The following is an 18985-nucleotide window of genomic DNA, read 5'->3' as shown; positions in this document are numbered from 1 at the left end:
ACTCCGTTCGAGGATCAGATAACTGTGTCCATGGGACACAGTTCATTGCTGTGTACGGTAGACGCAATTAGCGCGGACGGGCAACCCCCGGGACGGGAGCAGGCGATGGGCGAGGCGGCGAACGACACGGTGCGGCTGCTCTGGGAACAGCCCCCCCGACCGACCCGCGGGCCGAAGCCGGCCCTCAGCCTGGAGCGGATCGCCGCCGCGGGCGTCGAGGTCGCGGACGCCGAAGGGCTGGGCGCCGTCTCCATGCAGAAGGTGGCCGGGCTGCTGGACTTCACCAAGATGTCGCTCTACCGGTACGTCCCCGGCAAGGCCGAACTCGTCGCGCTGATGGTCGAGTCGGCCTTCGGCGAGCCGCCTGCACCTGCGGACCTGTCCGACTGGCGGGATCAACTCACCGCCTGGGCACACCACTTGTCCGAGGCGATCGCCCGGCACCCGTGGCTGCTGGACGCCACCCTCGGCCCCCGGGTGCTCGGCCCGAGGGAACTCGCCTGGCTGGAACGGGTGGTGGCCGCCCTCGACGGCCACGGACTGACCGGCGCCGAGCGGATGGACGCCGCCGTCCTGCTCGCCGGACACGTGCGCACCATCGCCGAACAGGCCCGCGCGGTGGGCCCGGACGGCTCCCCCGAGGCCGAACTCCTCGCCGCCCTCGGCACGGTGGTCCACCGGCACGCCGACCGCTACCCCGCCGTGGCCGCCGCGATGGCCGACCCGGACGGCCGCGATCAGGCCCTGGACTTCGGCCTGGCCCGCATCCTGGACGGCCTGGCCGCCCTGATCGACCGCCGCACCGGGCCACGACGAACCGCGTCGCCGACCGAAAACCCGTCGAGCCAGGGCCGCGCGGACAACTAACATCCGCTCCCATGGCGATGTTCGTGCACCTGACGGCCGCGGCGAACACCCCGCGCATCCGCCGCGCCGGGATCCGGGCCGACAGTCGGGGCCAGGGCGGGGTGCGCGGGGTGTACTGCTTCCCCGTGCTGCCCTCCTACACCCTCACCCACCAGTGGCTGCGCGAACTCGCCCGGTTCGGGCCGAAGGGCGCGCTGTCCGCGGTGCACGTCCGGCTGGACGACGCGCAGGAGGTGCTGGTCGGGCACTACCGCGACCGCGCCAAGGACGCCCAGCAGTGGCTGACCGCCGCCGAGGCGGTCGCCCGGGTCGCCGCCCAGCCGGACCCGCGCGGCTGGGAGGTGGTGGTGCCGCGGGCGATCGGCGCGCGTGAGGTGCACCGGATCCGCGCCGTGCCGCAGGTGGCCGGCTGGCGCTACCTCCCCGGAGCCCATGGCACCCGCCCCTGCACCTGCGTCGGCTGCCGGATCCGCGGCGAGTACGGCGGCCGTCGGCTGCGCGAACGCCACCCGCACCCGCTGGACGGGCCGCCGCCACCCGTCCCCGTCCTGCTCGCCCGGATCGAGGCCGCGGGCGACCCCGGCGATCCGGCCGCCCTGCTGGACGCCCTGCACTGGTTCGGCCTGCGCCGCCGCGGCCCGGTGGACCGCCTCGCCCGGCTGGCCGCCCACCCCGACCCGGCCGTCCGCCGCGAACTGGTCTGGGCGGTCCAGGGCTGGTCCACGCCCGGCGTCGCCGAACTGCTGGACCCGCTCGCCGAGGACCCGCACCCGGACGTCCGCGAAGCCGTCGCGGACGTCCGGGAGCTCATGGACGAGCAGGAGTCCTGAGGCCCCTGGGCCGGCTGCCCGTGGGTCCGGGGGCCTCGGCACGACTCCGGGTCAGGAGACGCGCTTGAGCTGCCAGGAGTTCTTGTCGAAGCTCGGCACGGCCGAGTACTGGCAGCCGGAGCTGTAGAAGCTGCTGACGATCGTCCAGCCGGCCGGCGGCCAGGTCGAGGCGCAGGCGTTGACCGTGGTGCCGACCGGGTAGCCGGTGAGGTCCATGATCTTCTTGGTGTTCGGGGTGAACCCGGAACCGCAGCCCGCACTGTTCCACCACTGGACGTCCACGAAGCCGGCCGGGGTCAGCGAGGAGGCGCAGCTGGTGCTGGTGCTGCCGGGCGCGGCCTGGGCGGTGCCCAGGGCGAGGGTGAAGGCGGCGGCGGTACAGCCGAGGGTGAGGACGGCGGTACGAAGTCGGGTCACGGGGCGGCTCCCTTCGGGTGACGCGGACGGTCCGCGTCAGGAGCCCATTCCTACCGGTACGAAACTCCGTCCGAACAGAGCGTTTCCGGCCCCGCCGACGGCGGATTATCGCCCGTCCCGCGCCCCGCGCCGCCCCGCGCCGGGCCCGCCACCTGCGAGGTCTCCCGCCGACGTGCCCGTTCGGCGGAACCGGGTGATCATGGGACGAACCGCATCTTCGGCGATACGGCGTGCCGGCCCACTCCGGCGGCGCCCGGAAGGTGGACCGCGATGTTCCAGCTCCTGTGGATTCTGCTCATCGGCTTCGTGCTCGGCGTGCTCGCCAAGCTGATCCTGCGCGGGCCGCAGTCGATCCCCTGGTGGCTGACCATGCTCCTCGGCGCCGCCGGGGCCTGGCTCGGCAACGCCGTCTCCGGCTGGATCGGCGTCCGCCACACCTCCGGCATCGACTGGATCCGTCACCTCCTCCAACTCGGCTTCGCCGTCGCCCTGGTGGCCCTGGTCGCCCCGGCCTGGAGCAAGAACCGCACCTCCCGCTGACCGGGCACCGGACGGAAGTGTCAGTGGCAGGTGCAAGACTCCCGGCAGGGCTCACCGAACGGGCCCCGGACGGGAGGGTTCGCCGATGCCCATCGGAGATCGCTGGCAACTGCTGCGCGGCTGGGAGGTGCTCGGCGAGATCGTCGTGGACGACATGGACTGGCCGTGGCTGTACGGCAGCTTCATACCCCGACCGGGCTTCTCCGAAGTGAAGCCCTGGTTCGACGAGTCCACCGCCCTGGTGGAGGCCGAGGATTACGACGGCTTCGACCGTGCCTACGAACCCATCGAGGAGTCGCTGGGCATGGTCGGCCCCGACGGTCCGGTGGACGGCTTCCTGCTGCACATCAAGGGCGATCAGGCTTGGTTCCGTTGCTGACGACGAGTCCTGAACCGGCTCAGCCCACGTGCACCGCGGGCCGGCGGGCGCGGTCGGGTTCGGCCTCGCGGAGGACCTCGCGGGTGACGGGGGCGATCTCGCCCTGGCCGAACAGGAAGAACCGCAGGAACTGGGCGAAGGGGTTGCCCTCGGTCCACTCGAAGTAGATGTGCGGCAGCTGCCCGGTCATGTCGCGCACCTGGAGCAGCAGCGCGGCCAGCGCGTTGGGGACGCTGGAGCTCTGCAGCGTCAGCACCCGGTAGCGGTCGTGCAGCACTTCGCCGCGGACGGTCAGTTCGGCCTCGAAGTCGGACGGGTCGAGCACCGTGACCTCGACGAAGACCAGGTCGTCCTCCGGCGGGATGTCGTTGTCCCGGCGGATCTGGTGGACCTTGTCGCGGTACTCGGCGAGGTCCCGGCTGTTCGGCTCGTTGGCGATCAGGCGCAGCGGGCGGTACGTGTAGTCCCGGAGGAACCGCTCGGCGACCTCGTCCAGGACCACGGCGGTGACGCGCAGTTCGAAGGCGCGCTTGAGCCGGGAGAGGAAGGACACCAGCACGATGCCGGCGATGAAGCAGGCGCCGATCTTGACGCCGTCCGGCCGCTCGGCGATGTTCACGGCCGTGGTGTAGAGGAACACGGCGGCGATCACCGCGAAGGTGACGGTCCAGTGCCGCTCCCCGGCCTTGCGGGCGGCGATGGTGACGGCGACCGCGGCGGAGCTGATCAGCACCAGGACGCCGGTCGCGTAGGCGCCGCCCTGGGCGTCGACGTCGGCGTCGAAGATCCAGGTGACCAGGAAGGCGATCAGGGTCAGCACGATGACCGTCGGCCGCACCGCCCGGGCCCAGTGCGGGGCCATGCCGTAGCGGGGCAGGTACCGGGGCATCAGGTTGAGCAGTCCGGCCATGGCGGAGGCGCCGGCGAACCAGAGGATGGCGATGGTGGACAGGTCGTAGACGCTGCCGAAGGTGCTGCCCAGGTTCTCGTGGGCGAGGAAGGCGAGGGCCCGGCCGTTGGCCGCGCCGCCGGCCTTGAACGCCTCCTTGGGGATGAGCAGGGTGGTGATGATGCTGGTGGAGATCAGGAAGGCGCTCATGATCACGGCGGCGGTGGTGAGCAGGTGCCGGGCGCCGCGGATGCGGCCGGTGGGCTTCTCCTCGGTGTCGTCCGGGTCGCCCTCGATGAGCGGCATCACGGCGACGCCGGTCTCGAAGCCGGACAGGCCCAGGGCCAGCTTGGGGAAGACGATGAGGGCGACGCCGATCATCGCGAAGGCGTTGCCGTGCTCGGCGGTGAGTCCGTCGGTCCAGTCGCCGAACAGGTGCGGTTCCTTGAACACGTGCCAGAGGCCGTTGGCCACCACGACGACGTTGAGCGCGAGGTAGACGCCGACCAGGACGACGGCCAGGCCGATGGCCTCGCTGAACCCCTTGAGGAAGACCGCGCCGAGCAGGGCCACCAGGATCAGGGTGAGCATCACCTGTTTGCCCGACAGGGCGCTGTGCAGGTGCGGGTTCTCGATGAGGTGGGCGGTCGCGTCGGCGGCCGACAGGGTGATGGTGATCATGAAGTCGGTGGCGGCGAAGCCGAGCAGGGTGAGCACGAAGAGCTTGCCCTGCCAGAACGACAGCAGCCGTTCCAGCATCGCGATCGAGCCCTGGCCGTGCGGGCTCTCGGCGGCGACCCGCCGGTAGACCGGCAGGGCGCCGAACAGGGTGACCAGCACCAGGACGACGGTGGCGATCGGTGACAGCAGGCCGGCCGCCAGGGCGGCGATGCCGGGCTGGTAGCCGAGGGTGGAGAAGTAGTCCAGGCCGGTCAGGCACATCACCCGCCACCAGCGCGTGCCCTTCTCGGCGGGCGCCTCCACGTGCGGGCCGGGGTGCTGCTTGGCCATGTCCGAGAGGCCTTCGAGCATCCACGCCCGGAACCTCGTGCCCCGCGTCGACGGCGCCGTTCCCGGTTCGACCGAACCCGAGGAGACCACGTACACCCCTGTCCACGACTCGGCCGGCCGCCGCACGGTTCCGGACCCCCAAGGCCGCCGGACGGCGGGCCCGGCCAGGCTAGGGGACGGGGCCGGAGCGGCCGGGCAGCCGCGCGGGCGGACACGCCGAGGTGCGCCCGGACGGCCCTGCCGGCGTGCGGCCGGCCCCCGGCCGTGCTCGGGACCGCGGCGCGGCGGTAACCGGAGGCCCCCTCGAACGGGGTAGACATGTCCGCGCGCGTTGACTCACCGTGTTGACCCATGAGGTTGACCCACCGGGTTGACGCGCCCTCGGGTACGGCGACGGACGGCAGGGAGACAACGGTGACGGAACCGACTCGGCGGAGGATCCTCGGCCTGGGCCTGATGGCGGCCGCCGTCACCTCCTGCGGCACCCGGCACTCCGACGCCGCCCCGCTCCCCACGCCCGACGCCCCGGGCACCCCCGGCCCGGCGGACCCCTCCGGCACCCGGCACGCCGGGCCCGCGGAGGCCACCCCGAACGAGCAGTCGCTGCCCGGCAACGCCGACTGGCAGATCACCGACCCCGGCGCGCCCGGCGCCGTCGAGGGCTTCGCCGACCGGGTCAGCGTGCTGCCCGGCGAGACCTTCGGCCTGCACGTCTCCACCGCGGCCACCGCCTTCACCGTCTCCGCGTACCGGATGGGCTGGTACGGCGGCGCCCGGGGCCGGCTGGTCTGGCGCCGCGAGCACGTGCCCGGCGGCAAACAGGCCGCCCCGCACGTCGACCCGACCACCCGCACCGTGCTGACCGGCTGGCGGCGCACCCTCGCCGTCGACACCACCGGCTGGCCCGAGGGCGCCTACCTGCTGCGGCTGGACGCCGAGGACAACTCCGGCCGCAGCTACGTCCCGCTCACCGTCCGCTCCGCGCGCACCGCCGGAAGGACCGTGGTGATGAGCGCCCCGGCGACCTGGCAGGCCTACAACGAATGGGGCGGCTACAGCCTCTACAACGGCCCGACCGGCACCCTGGCCACCCGCTCGCTGCGGGTCGTCCTCGACCGGCCGCACGACTACGACCACGGCGCCGGGCGCTTCCTGGTCTACGAGGCGCCGCTGATCGCCCTGGCCGAGCGGCTCGGGCTGCCACTGGCGTACACCACCGGGATCGACGTGGCCCGCGAGCCGGGCCTGCTGCACGGGGCGAGCGCCCTGCTCTCGCTGGGCCACGACGAGTACTGGTCCCCCGAGCAGCGCGCCAACGTGACGGCGGCCCGCGACGCCGGGACCAACCTGGTGATCCTCGGCGCCAACTGCTGCTTCCGCCGGGTCCGCTTCGAGCCCAGCGAGCTCGGGCCGGACCGCACGGTGGTCTGCTACAAGGACGCCTGGGCGCAGGACCCGGGCCACCAGGCGGGCGCCCCGGCGACCACCGACTTCCGCACCGGCCCGGGCGCCGACCCGGAGAGCTCGATGCTCGGCGTGATCTACGACGGCTACCCGGTGGACGCCCCGTACGTGGTCACCTCGCCGGAGCACTGGGCCTTCGAGGGGACGGGCGTGACGGCCGGGGCGTCCTTCCCGCACCTGGTCGGCGTCGAGTACGACCGGGTCGACACCGCCTTCCCCACCCCGCGCCCGATCGAGGTGATCGCCCACTCCCCCGTGGTCTGCGAGGGCCGGCGCTCCCACTCCGACACCGCCTACTACACCGTGCCCAGCGGCGCGGGCGTCTTCGCCACCGGCACGATGCGCTGGGTGGAGGCCCTGGACGCCCACGGCAGCGGCGTGCACGGCATCGACGCCCACGCCGGGGACGTGGTCCGCAAGGTCACCGAGAACGTCCTGCGCCTGTTCGCCGCCGGCCCGGCCGGCCGCACCCACCCCGCCCGCGACAACCTGGCGGCCGTCTACGGCAAGGCGTAGCCGGCGTCCCGCGGTCCATCGTGATCGAACCGGCCCACGGCCCCGGCCGCGGGGATCCGCCCTGCTCCCCCGGGGCGGGAAGGGGCCGTTGCCCCGGCTAGACTCGCACGATCTGACAGCAGCGAAGGTCGTCCAGGACAACCGACCGGTGCGGCACGGGGTGCCGACCGGCGAGGGTACGAGGGAAACAGAACATGGTCGAGGCCTCCCCGAAGGTCGTTGTCGTCGTCCCCACGTACAACGAGCGGGAGAACCTTCCGGTCCTCGCCGGGCTCCTCACGGACCTCGCGGTGCCCGACCTGCACCTGCTGGTGGTCGACGACAACTCCCCCGACGGCACCGGCGAGATCGCCGACAAGCTCGCCGCCGACTCCGCGGGCACCGTCGGCGTGCTGCACCGCACCGAGAAGGACGGCCTCGGCCGCGCCTACCTGGCCGGGATGGCCCGGGCGCTGGACGAGGGCGCCGACGTCGTGGTCCAGATGGACGCCGACCTCTCGCACCCGGCCTCCGCGATACCCGCGATGGTCAGCACCCTGCTCGCCGACGAAGGCACCGCCGTGGTGCTCGGCTCCCGTTACGTGCCCGGCGGTTCGACCGCCGCGGAGTGGCCCTGGCACCGCAAGGCCCTCTCCGCCTGGGCCAACTTCTACGTCAACGCCATCCTCGGCCTCGGCGTCCGGGACGCCACCGCGGGCTTCAAGGCCTGGCGGGCGAGCGCCCTGCGGGCCATCGACCTGCCGACCGTGCGGAGCAACGGGTACTCGTTCCAGGTCGAGATGAACTACCGGGCGGTCCAGCAGGGGCTGACCATCCGCGAGGTGCCGATCCGCTTCGAGGAGCGGATCGAGGGCGCCTCCAAGATGAGCATCGGGGTGCAGGTCGAGTCCGCGCTGGCGCCCTGGAAGCTGCGCTTCAACCGCGAGGGCTAGACGAGTAGTCCCGGCCGCGACGGGCGGTGCGGGCGGCGGGTACGGGGAACAAGGCCGACATGGCCCTTCTGCCGGAGTCCCTGACGCCCCTGGTCCGCCGCGCCGCCCGGGACCCGTTCGCCGTCCAGACGCTGCGGGCCACCGTGGCCGCCACCCTGTCGTTCGCGGTGGCCACCCAGCTCAGCAGCGAGCCCGCTCCGCTGACGGCACCGCTCACCGCGCTGCTGGTGGTCCAGGTCACCGTCTACTCGACGCTCAAGACCAGCGTCCGCCGGGTGGTCTCGGTGGTGGTCGGGGTGCTGATCGCGATCGGGTTCAGCACCGTGGTCGGGCTCTCCTGGTGGAGCCTCGGGCTGATCATCCTGGCCTCCCTGGTGATCGGGCGGTTCGTCCGGGTCGAGGAGTTCGTCCAGGAGGTCGCGATCAGCGCGATGCTGATCCTGGGCGTCACCAAACTGACCTCCCAGGCCTGGGACCGGGTGCTGGAGACCCTGATCGGCGCGGCCGTCGGCCTGCTGTTCAACCTGCTGTTCGCCCCGCCGGTCTGGGTGGACACCGCCGGGGAGTCGATCGAGGACCTCGCCCGGCGGGCCCGTCAGCTGCTGGTCGACATCTCCGAGCAGCTGGGCCGCCCCACCCCGGTGGCCCGGGCCGCCGAGCGGCTGCACGAGGCCCGGCGGCTCGACCAGGCGATCGCGGACGTGGACGCGGCGCTGCGCCAGGCCGAGGACAGCCTGCGCCTCAACCCCCGGATCAGCGAGGGCCTGCTCTCCCGGCTGGTGCTGCGCACCGGGCTGGACACCCTGGAGATCTGCGTGGTGGTGATCCGGGTGCTGGCCCGCTCGGTGACCGACCTGGCCAAGCGGCGCGAGCCGTCGGAGCAGCTGTTCCCGCCGGAGGTCGCGGTCGGGCTGGAGGAGCTGCTGGCGCACGTCGGCGGGGCGCTGGTCAGCTTCGCGGTGCTGGTCACCACCCAGGTGAGCCGCAACGCCGAGGAGGCCGAGGAGCGGCTGACCGCCGAACTGGCGGCGGCCTGGACCTGCCGGGAGAACGTCGCCCAGGTGCTGCTGCGCAAGGTCCAGCAGCACCCGGAGGCCTGGCAGCTGCACGGCGCGATGCTGGCCGAGGTCGACCGGATCCTGGACGAACTGGACCTGGAGCACCGCAGTCGGCGGCTGATGGAGGAGCTGGACCGGGCCTCACTGGCCGGCCGGGAGCGGTTCTCCCGCCTCGCCGGGCTGCGCCGCGCCGTCGGCGGCCGACGGCGGGGGGAACGGGAGCGCCCGGCCGCCGGGGCCGGGCGCTGATGGGGGGCGACGGGGGCCGATCGGGCGAGGGGCGGGGCTGGGCCGGGGGCGGCGGAGGTCAGGGCATCAGCCAGGGCTGCTGCGGCAGCGGGTGGCCGGTCTCCAGGTAGGTCTTGAGGTTGGACAGCACCGCCGACCAGCCCCGTTCGGCGTCCGCGCGCTCGGGCTCGTCGGCGAGGTCCTCGTGGGTGACGGTGAGCCGGGTGAGGTCCTGCCAGTGCCGCAGCTCGAAGGTGACCCGGGAGGGCCCGCCGGGGCGGTCGCCCTCCGGTCCGGCCCAGGTGGTGACCAGCCGGTGCGGGCGGTCCGCCACCTCGACGATGCCGATCACGTCGGCGATCCCGGAGTCGTCGGTGCGCTGGTGCTCCCAGGGCGCGCCGGGCAGCCAGGTGGAGACGTTGCGGTGGCCCCAGTAGAGGCCGGACTCGTCGGCGTTGGTGAGCGCGTGCCAGACCCGTTCCGGGGTGGCGCGCAGGTACACGATGCTGCGGTGGCGGAAGGCGGTCACGGCCTCAGCCCCTGGCCGCGTCGAGCAGCGGCTGGATCTCGATCTTCCCCATCCGCATCATGGCCGCCATCACCCGGTCCGCCTTGGCCCGGTCCTGGTCGCCGACCAGGTCCAGCAGGACGCGCGGGGTGATCTGCCAGGAGAGGCCGAAGCGGTCCTTGAGCCAGCCGCACGGGCCCTCCTGGCCGCCGTCGGCGGTGAGCTTCGCCCAGAGCTCGTCGACCTCCCGCTGGTCCTCGCACTCGACCTGGAGCGAGATCGCCTCGGTGAAGTGGAACTGGGTGCCGCCGTTGAGCGCCGCGTAGGGCCGGCCGGCGAGTTCGAACTCCACGGTCATCACCGTGCCGGCCGGCATCGGGGCGCCCTCGCCGTAGCGGGTGACCTTGGTGATCCGGGAGTCGGGGAACAGCGAGGTGTAGAGGGCGGCGGCCGCTTCGGCCTGGTCGTCGTACCAGAGGAAGGTGGTGATTTTCTACATGGGCCCGACCGTAGCGGCGGGCTCCGACAGTGCGGCCGAGCCACGGCCGGGGGTCACCGGATCGGCGCCCCCGGCCGCGCGGGACACGCCCCGGGGTCAGTGCACCCAGCCCGCGTAGCGCTGGACGAAGCGCAAGCCGGTGTGGGCGGTGACCACGACGTCGTAACGGCCCTGCTTGTCCAGCGGCCAGGACAGGTCCACCTGCTTGCCGGGCTTGACCCAGACGGTCTGCGGGCTGCCCGCGAAGTCGTTGGGCGCGGCGGTGAACGCCACGTCCGTCAGACCGTCGTTGGCCACCTGGAGGGTGAGCTTGAGGCTGCCGTGCAGGTCGGCGGTGACGATCGGTACGCCGATGTCGTTCTGGCCGTCCTGCCCGTCCCGGACGACCGTCCCGGCGAAGCGGCGCACGAAGCCGTCCGGGCCGTGCACGGTGAAGTCGTAGCGGCCGCCGGTGGCGGCCGCGTCCCAGACGTAGGTGGCGCTCGCGCCGGGGGCGACGGTGTACGGGGTGCCCGCGAACGGGAGCAGGATGTTCGGGTAGACGGTGTACGGGAAGGCCACCGAACCGTCGTTGCTCATGGTGCAGGTGACCTTGCCGGTCCTGCGGTCCACCGCGACGTCGGCCCAGGGCTGGTACGGCAGCGGGCGGTGCGGGCGCTCGCCGCGCTCCTGGACGGGCATCGCCTGGGCGCCGGTGGCCGGGAGGGCGACGCCGGGCAGCTTGGTGCCCGCGTCGGCCTTGGCCATCAGGGCGTTGGTGTCCGGCAGCTTCGGGATCGAGGTGTCCGGGGCGGCGAAGTCGAAGCAGCTGGTGAGGTCGCCGCAGACGGCCCGGCGCCAGGCGGAGATGTTGGGCTCGGCCACGCCGGTCACCACCTCCATGAAGCGCAGCACCGAAGTGTGGTCGAACACCTGGGAGTTGACCCAGCCGCCGCGCGACCAGGGGGACGCCACCCAGAGCGGGACCCGGTTGCCGAGGCCGATGGCGCGCCCCTGGGTGAACTCCTCGGGGGTGCCGGGCTCGGGGGTGGGCGGGACGACGTGGTCGAAGTAGCCGTCGTTCTCGTCGTACATGACCAGGAACACGGTGTGCTGCCAGACCGCCGGGTTGGACATCAGCGACTGCAGCGCCTGGTTGACCCAGTGCGCGCCGTAGGCCGGGCCGGCCTCCGGGTGCTCGGAGAACAGGTAGGGGGCGACCAGCCAGGAGATGGTCGGCAGGGTGCCGTCCTTGCAGTGGCGGTCGAAGTCGGTGGGGTCGAACTTGGTCATCGCGTTGAGGTAACGCGGGTCGTCGTGCGGGAAGTCGTGGAACTGCTTGAAGTAGGAGAGGGCGTTGTCGTCGTAGTCGCCGGTGCGGTCGTCCTTGCTGGGGTTGTGGTAGACCCGCCAGCTGACGCCGGCCGCCTGGAGGCGCTCGGCGTAGGTGGTCCAGTCGGCGACCGGGTTGTCGGTGACCGGGGTGTTGTCGATCCAGGGGCCGGTGGTGCCGTCGCGGCCGGGGCCGGCGGTGCCGGTCCACAGGTAGAGCCGGTTGGGGTCGGTGGGGCCGGCCAGCGAGGTGAAGTAGGCGTCGCAGAGGGTGAACGCGTCGGCCAGGGCGTACTGGAAGGGGATGTCCTCCCGGGTGAAGTAGCCCATGGTGCGCTCGCCCTTGGCGGCGATCCACTTGTTCATCGCGCCGTTGTTGATGGCCTGGTGGCCGGTCGCCCAGTCGTGGGCGAGGCCGCCGGCGTTCTGCGCGTTGTACTTGGAGGTGTCCATCCGGTACGGCAGCATCACCCCGCCGTCGCTGCGGCGGGCATCGGGCTGGCGGAACACGTCGGTGCCGTCCGGGAACTGGAGCGCCTGCTTGTCGCCGAAGCCGCGGACACCGCTCAGGGTGCCGAAGTAGTGGTCGAAGCTGCGGTTCTCCTGCATCAGGACGACGACGTGCTTGACGTCCTTGACGGTGCCGGTCAGGGCGGCGGCGGGCGCGGCGGCGGGGGTGGCCGAGGCGGCGTCGGCCCGGGTGGCGGCCAGGCCGGTCAGGGCGGTGGCGCCGACGGCCGCGGAGGCGCCGACGAAGGTGCGGCGGGAGAGCTCGGACATCACGAACTGGCCTCTCAGAGCTGGAAGGTGGCGACGGCGGCGGCGGTGTCGGAGGGCCACTCGTTGTCGGCGGCGTTCGGCTCCGGCTGGGGCCAGTCGGCGACCAGCGTGTGCGCCTCGACCAGTTTCAGCGCGCCGGTGTACTGGACGACGTCGATCCGGTCCTGCGGCTCGGGGCGGTCGCCGCGGCGCTTGCGGGTGGGCGACCAGGTGACGCCCGGGGCCTTGGCCGGGTCGCGGTTCTCCTCGCGGAAGGTGTCGGTCAGCCCGGCGGCCTGGAGCACGGTGGTGACCGGCCAGGCGAGCGCGCCGACGACCTGGTGGGCGGCGGCGGTGGCGGCCGTCCAGTCCAGGTGGGAGGGCGAGGAGAGGGCACCGGCCAGCACCACCGGGAGTCCTCGGGCGGCGTCCGCGCGCACGGCGGCGGCCAGCGCCTCGGCCTGCTTGAGCCGCAGCGAGGCGTTCTCGGCGGCCAGCACCTGGGCGGCGGTGCCGCCGTCCTGCACGGCGTACGGGCCGTAGACCGCCTCGTCGAGGTGCGCGGCCCAGAACCGGACGCCGCGGCCGCCGGGCAGCTGGACGGTGGCCGCGACGGCGGGCAACTCGGCGGTGGCCGCGGTCGGTTCGGCGAGCGGGTAGCGGCTGAGGATGCCGACGCTGCCCGGGCTCTGGAGGGCGTACCAGCCGAGGGCGTCGGCCAGGGTCTTCGCCCGCTCGCCGGCCGTCTCCTGGAGGGCGAGCACGTCCAGGCCCTGGGTGAGGACGACGCGCAGCTGCTTCTCCAGCGCGTCGGTGTAGCCCGTGCCGGCGTCGTGCAGGTTCCAGCTGGCGGCCTTGAGCCGGGGCGGGGCGGCCTGGTCCACGACGGGGACGAGCACGGTGACGGTGTCGGTGGCGCCGGTGCTGTCCTTGACACCGACCACGACCAGCTCGGGGTTGCGGCCGACGGCGGGGGCGGTGCCGGTGATCGTGCCGTCGGCGGCGACCGAGGCCCAGGCCGCGCCGCCGAGCTTGCGGTAGGCGGCCGAACCGGGGGCGTTGCCCGCCGGGCGGGACCAGAGGCCGCCGAGCCGGATCCGCACGGCCGCACCGGGGGCGACCGGGGTGGCGGTGAAGGAGTCGACGACGGCGTGCGGGCGGATCACCGGGGGCTTGGGGCGGAAGCTGAACGGGGCGGTCCGGGCCAGGATGCCGTAGCCGTCCTTGGCCAGCAGGTAGGCGGTGTACGGGCCGCCGGTCAGCGCGGAGGTGTCGAGCTGGACGTCGCCGGAGGTGCCGGGGGTGTACTTCCAGAGCAGCGAGGAGCCGGTGCCGGGCTGGCGGCTGCCGTCGTAGATGCCGACCCAGTTCTTGGCGTCGGGGGCGTCGGTGGTCCAGTGGAAGGTGAGCCGGTCGCCTTCGGCGGGGCTGCTGGATGAGGTCGGGGTCAGGGCGCTGCCTGCGGCCACGGTTGTCCTGTCCGCCGCCGGCGGGCCCGGTCCGCCGGGGGACGGTGTCGGGGCCGCACGCGGCTGGTCACGGAGGCTGGGAGGGAGGAAGCCCGCAGTTGGCTGTACAACTAGGGGCGGGCTCATTCATCCGAAGGCCAGCGACCGGGGCGTGAACGGCGCGTGACGGGGCATCGGGCGGTTCGGGAACTCCGTGGCGCGACCGGCTCCGGGGATGCGCGGAGGGCCGCGACGGGCGATCCGTCGCGGCCCTCGGGGCGGCCTTGCTGCGTGCCGTGCTGTGTCGTTTTGTGGTGTGGTCGTGCTGCGCGGCCTTGCTGGGGCGGTCAGGCCAGGGCGAGGAAGAGCTTCTCCAGTTCGGCCTCGCTCATCGGCGCGGCATCGTCGTCGGCGGCGGCCATGCACTGGCGCATCCCGCTCGCCACGATCTTGAACCCGGCCCGGTCCAGGGCGCGCGAGACGGCGGCGAGTTGGGTCACCACGTCCTTGCAGTCCCGCCCCGCCTCGATCATCGCGATCACCCCGGCCAACTGGCCCTGGGCCCGGCGCAGTCGGTTCAGGACCGCGCCGACCGCCTCCTCGTCCACCTGCACGTGCGGGCCGCCTTTCGCCTCGACTCTCGATGGACAAGTGTACCCGGCGGGGTATTCATTCCCGGCCGGACGAAGATCGTCGCGAGGCGGGCGACGGCGGCGGGCGGCGGCGGGCGGCTGCGGGCGGCTGCGGGCAAGCGTCAGCGCCGAGCCAGGGTCAGCGCCGGGCCAGGCGGCGTTCGCCCGCGGCGCCCGTCGCGTACGGCAGCTCGTAGTACGCGAACACCTCGGGCTCGTCGGTGGCGGGCAGGATGTCGTCGGTGCCGATCGCCGGGGCGTCCTTGACCTTGCTCCGCGGGTACGCCACCCGCAGGTAGGCCGGGCCGACCACCGCCCCCTCCAGCGGGACGAAGGCCAGCCGGCGCTTGGTCATCATGCCCATCGTGACGGTGGCGAAGAACGGCTCGTCGGTGGACGTCTCGACGTAGACCGACTCCAGTGTGCCGATCCGCTTCCCGTTCTCGTCGACCACGTCCTGGCCCCGCCACTCGCGGATGTCTGCCATAGCGATTCCCATGGGCCCCGGACCTCCCGTGTCACGCACTGCCACTGCCCTCGGCCCCTGCTTTCGGGCCCCGGAGTTCCCATCCTGCGCCGGGACGGGCGCCGGGGCACCACGAAAGGGACATACGGGGGCGAGCCGGCCAACCGCCACCAGGGCACTGACCTGGGCTTTAGGCTGTCCGCCGACGTTCGGAACAGCCCGCTCGGGGAGCGCCCCGGCCGGGACGGCAGAGGGGCGGCAGGCATGGGGTACCAGAGCATGTGGGAGTCCGGCGGCCCCCGGATCGCGGCCGACCTGCGGCCCGACACACCCCACCCGGCCCGGATGTACGACTACTACCTGGGCGGCAAGGACAACTTTCCCGCCGACCGCGCCGCCGCCGAGAAGGCGCTCGCCGCCAACCCGGAGTTCCGCTCCACCGCCCGGGCCAACCGGGGCTTCCTGACCCGGGCGGTGCGCTGCGTCGCCGGGCTGGGCGTCGACCAGTTCCTCGACGTCGGCACCGGCATCCCGACCGCCGGCAACACCCACCAGATCGCCCAGGCCGTGGACCCGGCCGCCCGGGTCGTCTACGTCGACAACGACCCGATCGTGCTCAGCCACGCCCGCGCCCTGATGGCGGGCGCCGGGCCCGGACGCACCACCGTGCTCCAGGCCGACCTGCGGGAGCCGACCGCGGTGCTGGAGGCCGTCCGGGCCGAGGGGCTGCTGGACTTCTCCCGGCCGGTCGGGCTGGTGCTCGCCGCCGTGCTGCACTTCCTGCGCGACGAGGACGAGCCGTACCGGGCGGTGGCCACGCTGCTCGCCGCCCTGCCGTCCGGCAGTCACCTGGTGCTCTCGCACGGCACGGCCGACTTCATCCCCGCCTCGGTCCGGGACCGGGTCACCGGCGTGTACGACAGGGCCACCGCGCCGCTGGTCGGGCGGAGCCGGGAGCAGGTGCGGGAGTTCTTCGACGGGCTGGAGCTGCTGGAGCCCGGGGTGGTCACCGTCCCGCTCTGGCGGCCGGAGGAGGAGCCGGCCCCGGGCGCGGAGCGGGTGAGCATGTACGGCGCGGTGGCGCGCAAGCCCTGACCCGGCGTCAAGTTCCGGGGCGCCTCCGCGGCATGGCCGACGGGGAACAGCCGCTCCGGGTGCGCGCGTCGGCGGGCGCACCCGGAGCGGCCGTGCCGTCGAGGGTCGTCGAGGCTCAGAGGCCGGTCTGCACCTCGGCGCGGTGCCGGATGTACTCGTCGGGGTGGGAGCGGGCGATGGCGACCGCCGTCTCCACCAGGGCGTGCAACTCGACCGGGTAGGCGCGCGGCACCAGCGGCAGGCCGGGCAGGATGCAGCGGCGGACGTCCAGGTCCTCGTTGCCGACGAACTCCCGCAGTGCGGCCCGGTTCCAACTGTCGCGCACGGTGGCGCCCTCGTCGGCGGTCGCGTGCCGGCCGCCGACGACCGTCAGCGCCGTCCAGTACCAGGCCCGGGCGGCGCCCGCCCGCTCCGGGTTGGTGCCGGTCTGCAGGTAGCCGAGCAGGGCCAGCCGGACCCGGCGCTGGCCGAAGGCAATCAGGGCGGGCTCGACGAAGCGGCGGTTGAAGCTCGGGTTGGGGTCGTGGACCGCCGCCTCCAACAGCGGCTCGAAGTACTCCTCGGGCAGCTCGGACCGACCGGCGAGCGCCTTGTGGACCTCCCATCGGGCCGCACCGGCGTAGTCGGCCCCTGTCGCGACCTCGGCCCCGAGCACGCGGAGCAGACGCGCGAGCCGCAGCTCGAACGCCTGCGATCCGCCCTCCGTGCGCTCGGGCAACGGCTGGAGAACCCGCACCTCGCCGGCCGTGTCCTTGGTTTCCACGAACATCCTCCTCATTCTGAGTCATCGGCAGACTACTCGCTGATACACCAGTTCGGAGTCGGTTTTCGGCCAGGGCCGGATCTTGAACGGCTTCCGAGGACGGAGGGTTGACGTCGCGTCAGGACGGGCGGCCGGGCGGGACCAGCCCGGACTGGTAGGCGATCGCCACGAGCTGGGCCCGGTCCCGGGCGTCCAGCTTGGACATCGCCCGGTGCACGTGGGTGCGGACGGTGAACGGGCTGACGAACATCCGCTCGGCGATCTCCTCGTTGGTGAGCCCGGTGGCGGCCATCGACATCACCTCCCGCTCACGGGCGGTGAGCACGGCCAGCCGCTCGGCTGGCGCGGCGGCGGCCGGATCGGGCTGGGCGAGGAACTGCTCGATCACGGCGCGGGTCGCGGCGGGCGAGAGCAGGGCGTCGCCGGCCGCGACGGTGCGCACGGCGGCGAGCAGTTCCTTCGGGTCGGCGCCCTTGCCGAGGAAGCCCCCGGCGCCCGCGCGCAGCGCCTGGGCCACGTACTCGTCTATCTCGAACGTGGTGAGGATGAGCACCCTGGTGCCGGACAGCTCCGCGTCGGCGCAGATCTCGGCGGTGGCGCCGAGGCCGTCGGCGCCGGGCATCCGGATGTCCATCAGCACGAGGTCGGGCTTGGTGGCCCGGGCGAGTTCCACCGCCTCCCGGCCGTCGGCGGCCTCGCCGACCACCTCCATGTCCTCCTCGGCGTCGATCAGCATCCGGAAGGCGCCGCGCAGCAGGGCCTGGTCGTCGGCGAGCAGCACGCGGATGGTCATGCGCGGTCCTTGTCCTTGCGGATGGCGTGATCGTGTCGGTTCGACTCGGCGGGGGTGGCCTGGCCGGGAGGGCCGACGGGGCCGCTGGGGTGGACGGAGTCCGCGGGGCGGACGGAGCCGGTGGGGCGGGCGGACCGGACGGTGCAGTCGCGCCAGAAGGCGTGGGCGGGCCGGTCCCGGGCGTCGGGCCCGGCCGGCCGGCCCGGCGCGGGGGCGTCCGCGGGCCGGGCGGCGCCCCCCGCCAGGGGTGCGACGTCCTCCCGGACGCCGGTGCGCAGCGGGAGTTCGGCGGTGACCAGGAAGCCGCCGTCGGACTTCCGGTCGGCGGTGAGGCGGCCGCCCACGGCGCCGGCCCGTTCGCGCATGCCGATCAGTCCGAAGCCGCTCTGGCCCGGGGCGCTCGGCGGCAGCAGGGCGGTGCGCGAGCGGCCGGGGCTGGTCGGGCGGCCGTTGGCGACGCTGACGGCGACCCGGCTGCCGCTGTAGGAGAGGGTGACCTCGGCGTCGGCGCCGTGGGCGTGCTTGGCGACGTTGGTCAGCGACTCCTGGACGATCCGGAAGGCGGTGAGGTCGACGCCGGGTGACAGCGGCCGGGCCTCTCCCTCGACGGTGAGCCGGACCGGCAGGCCGGCCCGTTCGAAGGTGCTGACCAGCTCGGGCAGCCGGTCCAGGCCGGGGGCGGGTTCGAGCGGTGCCGGTTCCTCGGCGCGGCGCAGCAGACCGACGGTGGCGCGCAGCTCCTGGAGGGCGGAGCCGGTGGCGTCGGTGATGTGGCTGAGCACCTCGCGGGCCTGCACCGGGTGGCTGTCCATGAGGTGGACGGCGATGCCGGCCTGGGCGTTGGCGAGGGCGATGTGGTGGGCGACGACGTCGTGGAGGTCGCGGGCGATCCGGATCCGCTCGTCGGCGACCCGGCGGCGGGCCTCCTCCTCGCGGGTGCGCTCGGCGCGTTCGGCGCGTTCCTCGATCGCGGCGAGGTGGGCGCGGCGGTTGCGGATGGAGTCGCCGATGGCGCCGGGCAGCAGGGCCCAGGCGAGGACGCCGAGCCGCTCGCCGAGCGGTCCGCCGGAGCCGAAGACCAGCGTCATCCCGGTGAGCAGGACGGCGGTGGCGATCGAGGCGCGCAGCGCGGTGGCCCGGTCGGTGCGGGTGGCGAGGAAGTAGAGGGCGAGCAGCAGCGGGGTGGCGAGCATCGGGGTGAGCCTGGGGCTGGTCCAGGTCAGCACCATGGTGCAGGCCAGCGTGACGACGGTCACGGCGCGCGGGTAGCGGCGGTGGAAGAACACGGCGACGGCGGCGATCAGGGCGAGCAGGCCGGTGGCCGGGTCGACCGGGGCGAAGCGGCCGCTGGTCTGGTCGACGGTGGCGCCGAGGGCGGTGAAGCCGATCAGGGCCACGCCGCCGGCGACGTCCAGCAACCGGGGGTGGTCGCGGCGCAGGCGCTGCCAGGTGTAGCTCATCGTCCTGTTCTCCGGGTCGGGGTGCCCTGGCGGCACCCTCGCCGGGTTCTGCCAGTCGGTGTCGCGCCGCGCCCCCGGTGGGGTGCGGCGTACCGGGTCGGGGGCCGGCGCGCGGGCGGC

The 18985-nt window shown here is 73.6% G+C and carries 19 protein-coding genes; 8 read left to right on the top strand and 11 right to left on the bottom strand.

What is annotated here, in order from left to right:
- Positions 1 to 105: 105 nt before the first annotated feature.
- Complete coding sequence (locus tag AB0F71_RS38350) at positions 106 to 867, top strand: TetR/AcrR family transcriptional regulator C-terminal domain-containing protein (RefSeq protein WP_360245439.1); 762 nt, start codon at positions 106 to 108, stop codon at positions 865 to 867.
- Positions 868 to 878: 11 nt separating this feature from the next.
- Positions 879 to 1697, top strand: a complete 819-nt coding sequence (locus AB0F71_RS38345) for a HEAT repeat domain-containing protein (protein ID WP_360245436.1) — start codon at positions 879 to 881, stop codon at positions 1695 to 1697.
- A gap of 51 nt (positions 1698 to 1748) precedes the next feature.
- Here the strand turns inward: AB0F71_RS38345 and AB0F71_RS38340 are convergent, their stop codons facing one another.
- On the bottom strand, positions 1749 to 2114 hold the full coding sequence (locus AB0F71_RS38340; protein ID WP_360245433.1) for a hypothetical protein: 366 nt from the start codon (positions 2112 to 2114) through the stop codon (positions 1749 to 1751).
- 270 nt (positions 2115 to 2384) lie between these two features.
- Between AB0F71_RS38340 and AB0F71_RS38335 the strand changes: the two genes are divergently transcribed.
- A complete protein-coding gene (locus AB0F71_RS38335; RefSeq protein ID WP_360245430.1) occupies positions 2385 to 2654 on the top strand; it encodes a GlsB/YeaQ/YmgE family stress response membrane protein in 270 nt (89 codons plus the stop codon).
- An 85-nt stretch (positions 2655 to 2739) separates the two neighbouring features.
- On the top strand, positions 2740 to 3033 hold the full coding sequence (locus AB0F71_RS38330; RefSeq protein WP_360245427.1) for a hypothetical protein: 294 nt from the start codon (positions 2740 to 2742) through the stop codon (positions 3031 to 3033).
- A 19-nt stretch (positions 3034 to 3052) separates the two neighbouring features.
- Here AB0F71_RS38330 and AB0F71_RS38325 read toward each other — a convergent pair whose 3' ends face one another.
- Positions 3053 to 4954 (bottom strand): amino acid transporter, encoded by a 1902-nt coding sequence (locus AB0F71_RS38325; protein ID WP_360245424.1) that lies wholly within the window; start codon positions 4952 to 4954, stop codon positions 3053 to 3055.
- A gap of 435 nt (positions 4955 to 5389) precedes the next feature.
- Between AB0F71_RS38325 and AB0F71_RS38320 the strand changes: the two genes are divergently transcribed.
- From AB0F71_RS38320 to AB0F71_RS38310, 3 genes are all read left to right on the top strand, one after another.
- Complete coding sequence (locus AB0F71_RS38320) at positions 5390 to 6913, top strand: N,N-dimethylformamidase beta subunit family domain-containing protein (RefSeq protein ID WP_360245475.1); 1524 nt, start codon at positions 5390 to 5392, stop codon at positions 6911 to 6913.
- A gap of 194 nt (positions 6914 to 7107) precedes the next feature.
- Positions 7108 to 7845: a polyprenol monophosphomannose synthase gene (locus AB0F71_RS38315; protein WP_360245421.1), complete on the top strand. Its 738-nt coding sequence runs from the start codon at positions 7108 to 7110 to the stop codon at positions 7843 to 7845.
- A 59-nt stretch (positions 7846 to 7904) separates the two neighbouring features.
- The gene (locus tag AB0F71_RS38310) at positions 7905 to 9152 is read left to right on the top strand and encodes an aromatic acid exporter family protein (RefSeq protein WP_360245418.1); all 1248 of its coding nucleotides are present in this window, start codon (positions 7905 to 7907) and stop codon (positions 9150 to 9152) included.
- Positions 9153 to 9210: 58 nt separating this feature from the next.
- Here the strand turns inward: AB0F71_RS38310 and AB0F71_RS38305 are convergent, their stop codons facing one another.
- The 6 genes from AB0F71_RS38305 to AB0F71_RS38280 all read right to left on the bottom strand — a co-directional run bounded on the left by AB0F71_RS38305 (position 9211) and on the right by AB0F71_RS38280 (position 14775).
- Entirely contained in the window at positions 9211 to 9660 is a 450-nt protein-coding gene (locus AB0F71_RS38305) for an SRPBCC family protein (protein WP_360245415.1), read from the bottom strand.
- Positions 9661 to 9664: 4 nt separating this feature from the next.
- Complete coding sequence (locus tag AB0F71_RS38300) at positions 9665 to 10129, bottom strand: VOC family protein (protein WP_360245472.1); 465 nt, start codon at positions 10127 to 10129, stop codon at positions 9665 to 9667.
- 105 nt (positions 10130 to 10234) lie between these two features.
- Entirely contained in the window at positions 10235 to 12229 is a 1995-nt protein-coding gene (locus AB0F71_RS38295; protein WP_360245412.1) for a phosphocholine-specific phospholipase C, read from the bottom strand.
- Positions 12230 to 12243: 14 nt separating this feature from the next.
- Positions 12244 to 13677, bottom strand: coding sequence for an endonuclease/exonuclease/phosphatase family protein (locus AB0F71_RS38290; protein ID WP_360245410.1), 1434 nt, complete (start codon positions 13675 to 13677; stop codon positions 12244 to 12246).
- Between the two features lie 326 nt (positions 13678 to 14003).
- Positions 14004 to 14270: a metal-sensitive transcriptional regulator gene (locus AB0F71_RS38285; protein WP_360245407.1), complete on the bottom strand. Its 267-nt coding sequence runs from the start codon at positions 14268 to 14270 to the stop codon at positions 14004 to 14006.
- Between the two features lie 157 nt (positions 14271 to 14427).
- Positions 14428 to 14775: a PRC-barrel domain-containing protein gene (locus tag AB0F71_RS38280; RefSeq protein WP_360245404.1), complete on the bottom strand. Its 348-nt coding sequence runs from the start codon at positions 14773 to 14775 to the stop codon at positions 14428 to 14430.
- Between the two features lie 243 nt (positions 14776 to 15018).
- Between AB0F71_RS38280 and AB0F71_RS38275 the strand changes: the two genes are divergently transcribed.
- On the top strand, positions 15019 to 15849 hold the full coding sequence (locus AB0F71_RS38275) for an SAM-dependent methyltransferase (RefSeq protein WP_360245401.1): 831 nt from the start codon (positions 15019 to 15021) through the stop codon (positions 15847 to 15849).
- Positions 15850 to 15964: 115 nt separating this feature from the next.
- Here AB0F71_RS38275 and AB0F71_RS38270 read toward each other — a convergent pair whose 3' ends face one another.
- From AB0F71_RS38270 to AB0F71_RS38260, 3 genes are all read right to left on the bottom strand, one after another.
- Positions 15965 to 16618 (bottom strand): hypothetical protein, encoded by a 654-nt coding sequence (locus AB0F71_RS38270; protein WP_360245398.1) that lies wholly within the window; start codon positions 16616 to 16618, stop codon positions 15965 to 15967.
- Positions 16619 to 16730: 112 nt separating this feature from the next.
- A complete protein-coding gene (locus AB0F71_RS38265) occupies positions 16731 to 17405 on the bottom strand; it encodes a response regulator transcription factor (protein WP_360245395.1) in 675 nt (224 codons plus the stop codon).
- Positions 17402 to 18985: sensor histidine kinase (locus AB0F71_RS38260; protein ID WP_360245392.1), on the bottom strand; the 1584-nt coding region annotated here is incomplete at its 5' end. The genes AB0F71_RS38260 and AB0F71_RS38265, both read right to left, overlap by 4 nt.

This window comes from Kitasatospora sp. NPDC028055 (assembly GCF_040637885.1).
In the GTDB taxonomy this organism is placed as follows: Bacteria; Actinomycetota; Actinomycetes; order Streptomycetales; family Streptomycetaceae; genus Kitasatospora.
Note: the sequence above shows the minus strand (reverse complement) of the source record. Positions and strands in the feature narration are given on the sequence as shown.

Excerpts from the sequence above, each read along its gene's own strand:
- AB0F71_RS38350 (WP_360245439.1), top strand. The coding sequence starts at position 106 with ATGGGCGAGGCGGCGAACGACACGGTGCGGCTGCTCTGGGAACAGCCC.
- AB0F71_RS38345 (WP_360245436.1), top strand. The coding sequence starts at position 879 with ATGGCGATGTTCGTGCACCTGACGGCCGCGGCGAACACCCCGCGCATC.
- AB0F71_RS38335 (WP_360245430.1), top strand. The coding sequence starts at position 2,385 with ATGTTCCAGCTCCTGTGGATTCTGCTCATCGGCTTCGTGCTCGGCGTG.
- AB0F71_RS38330 (WP_360245427.1), top strand. The coding sequence starts at position 2,740 with ATGCCCATCGGAGATCGCTGGCAACTGCTGCGCGGCTGGGAGGTGCTC.
- AB0F71_RS38325 (WP_360245424.1), bottom strand. The coding sequence starts at position 4,954 with ATGCTCGAAGGCCTCTCGGACATGGCCAAGCAGCACCCCGGCCCGCAC.
- AB0F71_RS38320 (WP_360245475.1), top strand. The coding sequence starts at position 5,390 with ATGGCGGCCGCCGTCACCTCCTGCGGCACCCGGCACTCCGACGCCGCC.
- AB0F71_RS38315 (WP_360245421.1), top strand. The coding sequence starts at position 7,108 with ATGGTCGAGGCCTCCCCGAAGGTCGTTGTCGTCGTCCCCACGTACAAC.
- AB0F71_RS38310 (WP_360245418.1), top strand. The coding sequence starts at position 7,905 with ATGGCCCTTCTGCCGGAGTCCCTGACGCCCCTGGTCCGCCGCGCCGCC.
- AB0F71_RS38295 (WP_360245412.1), bottom strand. The coding sequence starts at position 12,229 with ATGTCCGAGCTCTCCCGCCGCACCTTCGTCGGCGCCTCCGCGGCCGTC.
- AB0F71_RS38280 (WP_360245404.1), bottom strand. The coding sequence starts at position 14,775 with ATGGCAGACATCCGCGAGTGGCGGGGCCAGGACGTGGTCGACGAGAAC.
- AB0F71_RS38275 (WP_360245401.1), top strand. The coding sequence starts at position 15,019 with ATGGGGTACCAGAGCATGTGGGAGTCCGGCGGCCCCCGGATCGCGGCC.
- AB0F71_RS38270 (WP_360245398.1), bottom strand. The coding sequence starts at position 16,618 with ATGTTCGTGGAAACCAAGGACACGGCCGGCGAGGTGCGGGTTCTCCAG.
- AB0F71_RS38265 (WP_360245395.1), bottom strand. The coding sequence starts at position 17,405 with ATGACCATCCGCGTGCTGCTCGCCGACGACCAGGCCCTGCTGCGCGGC.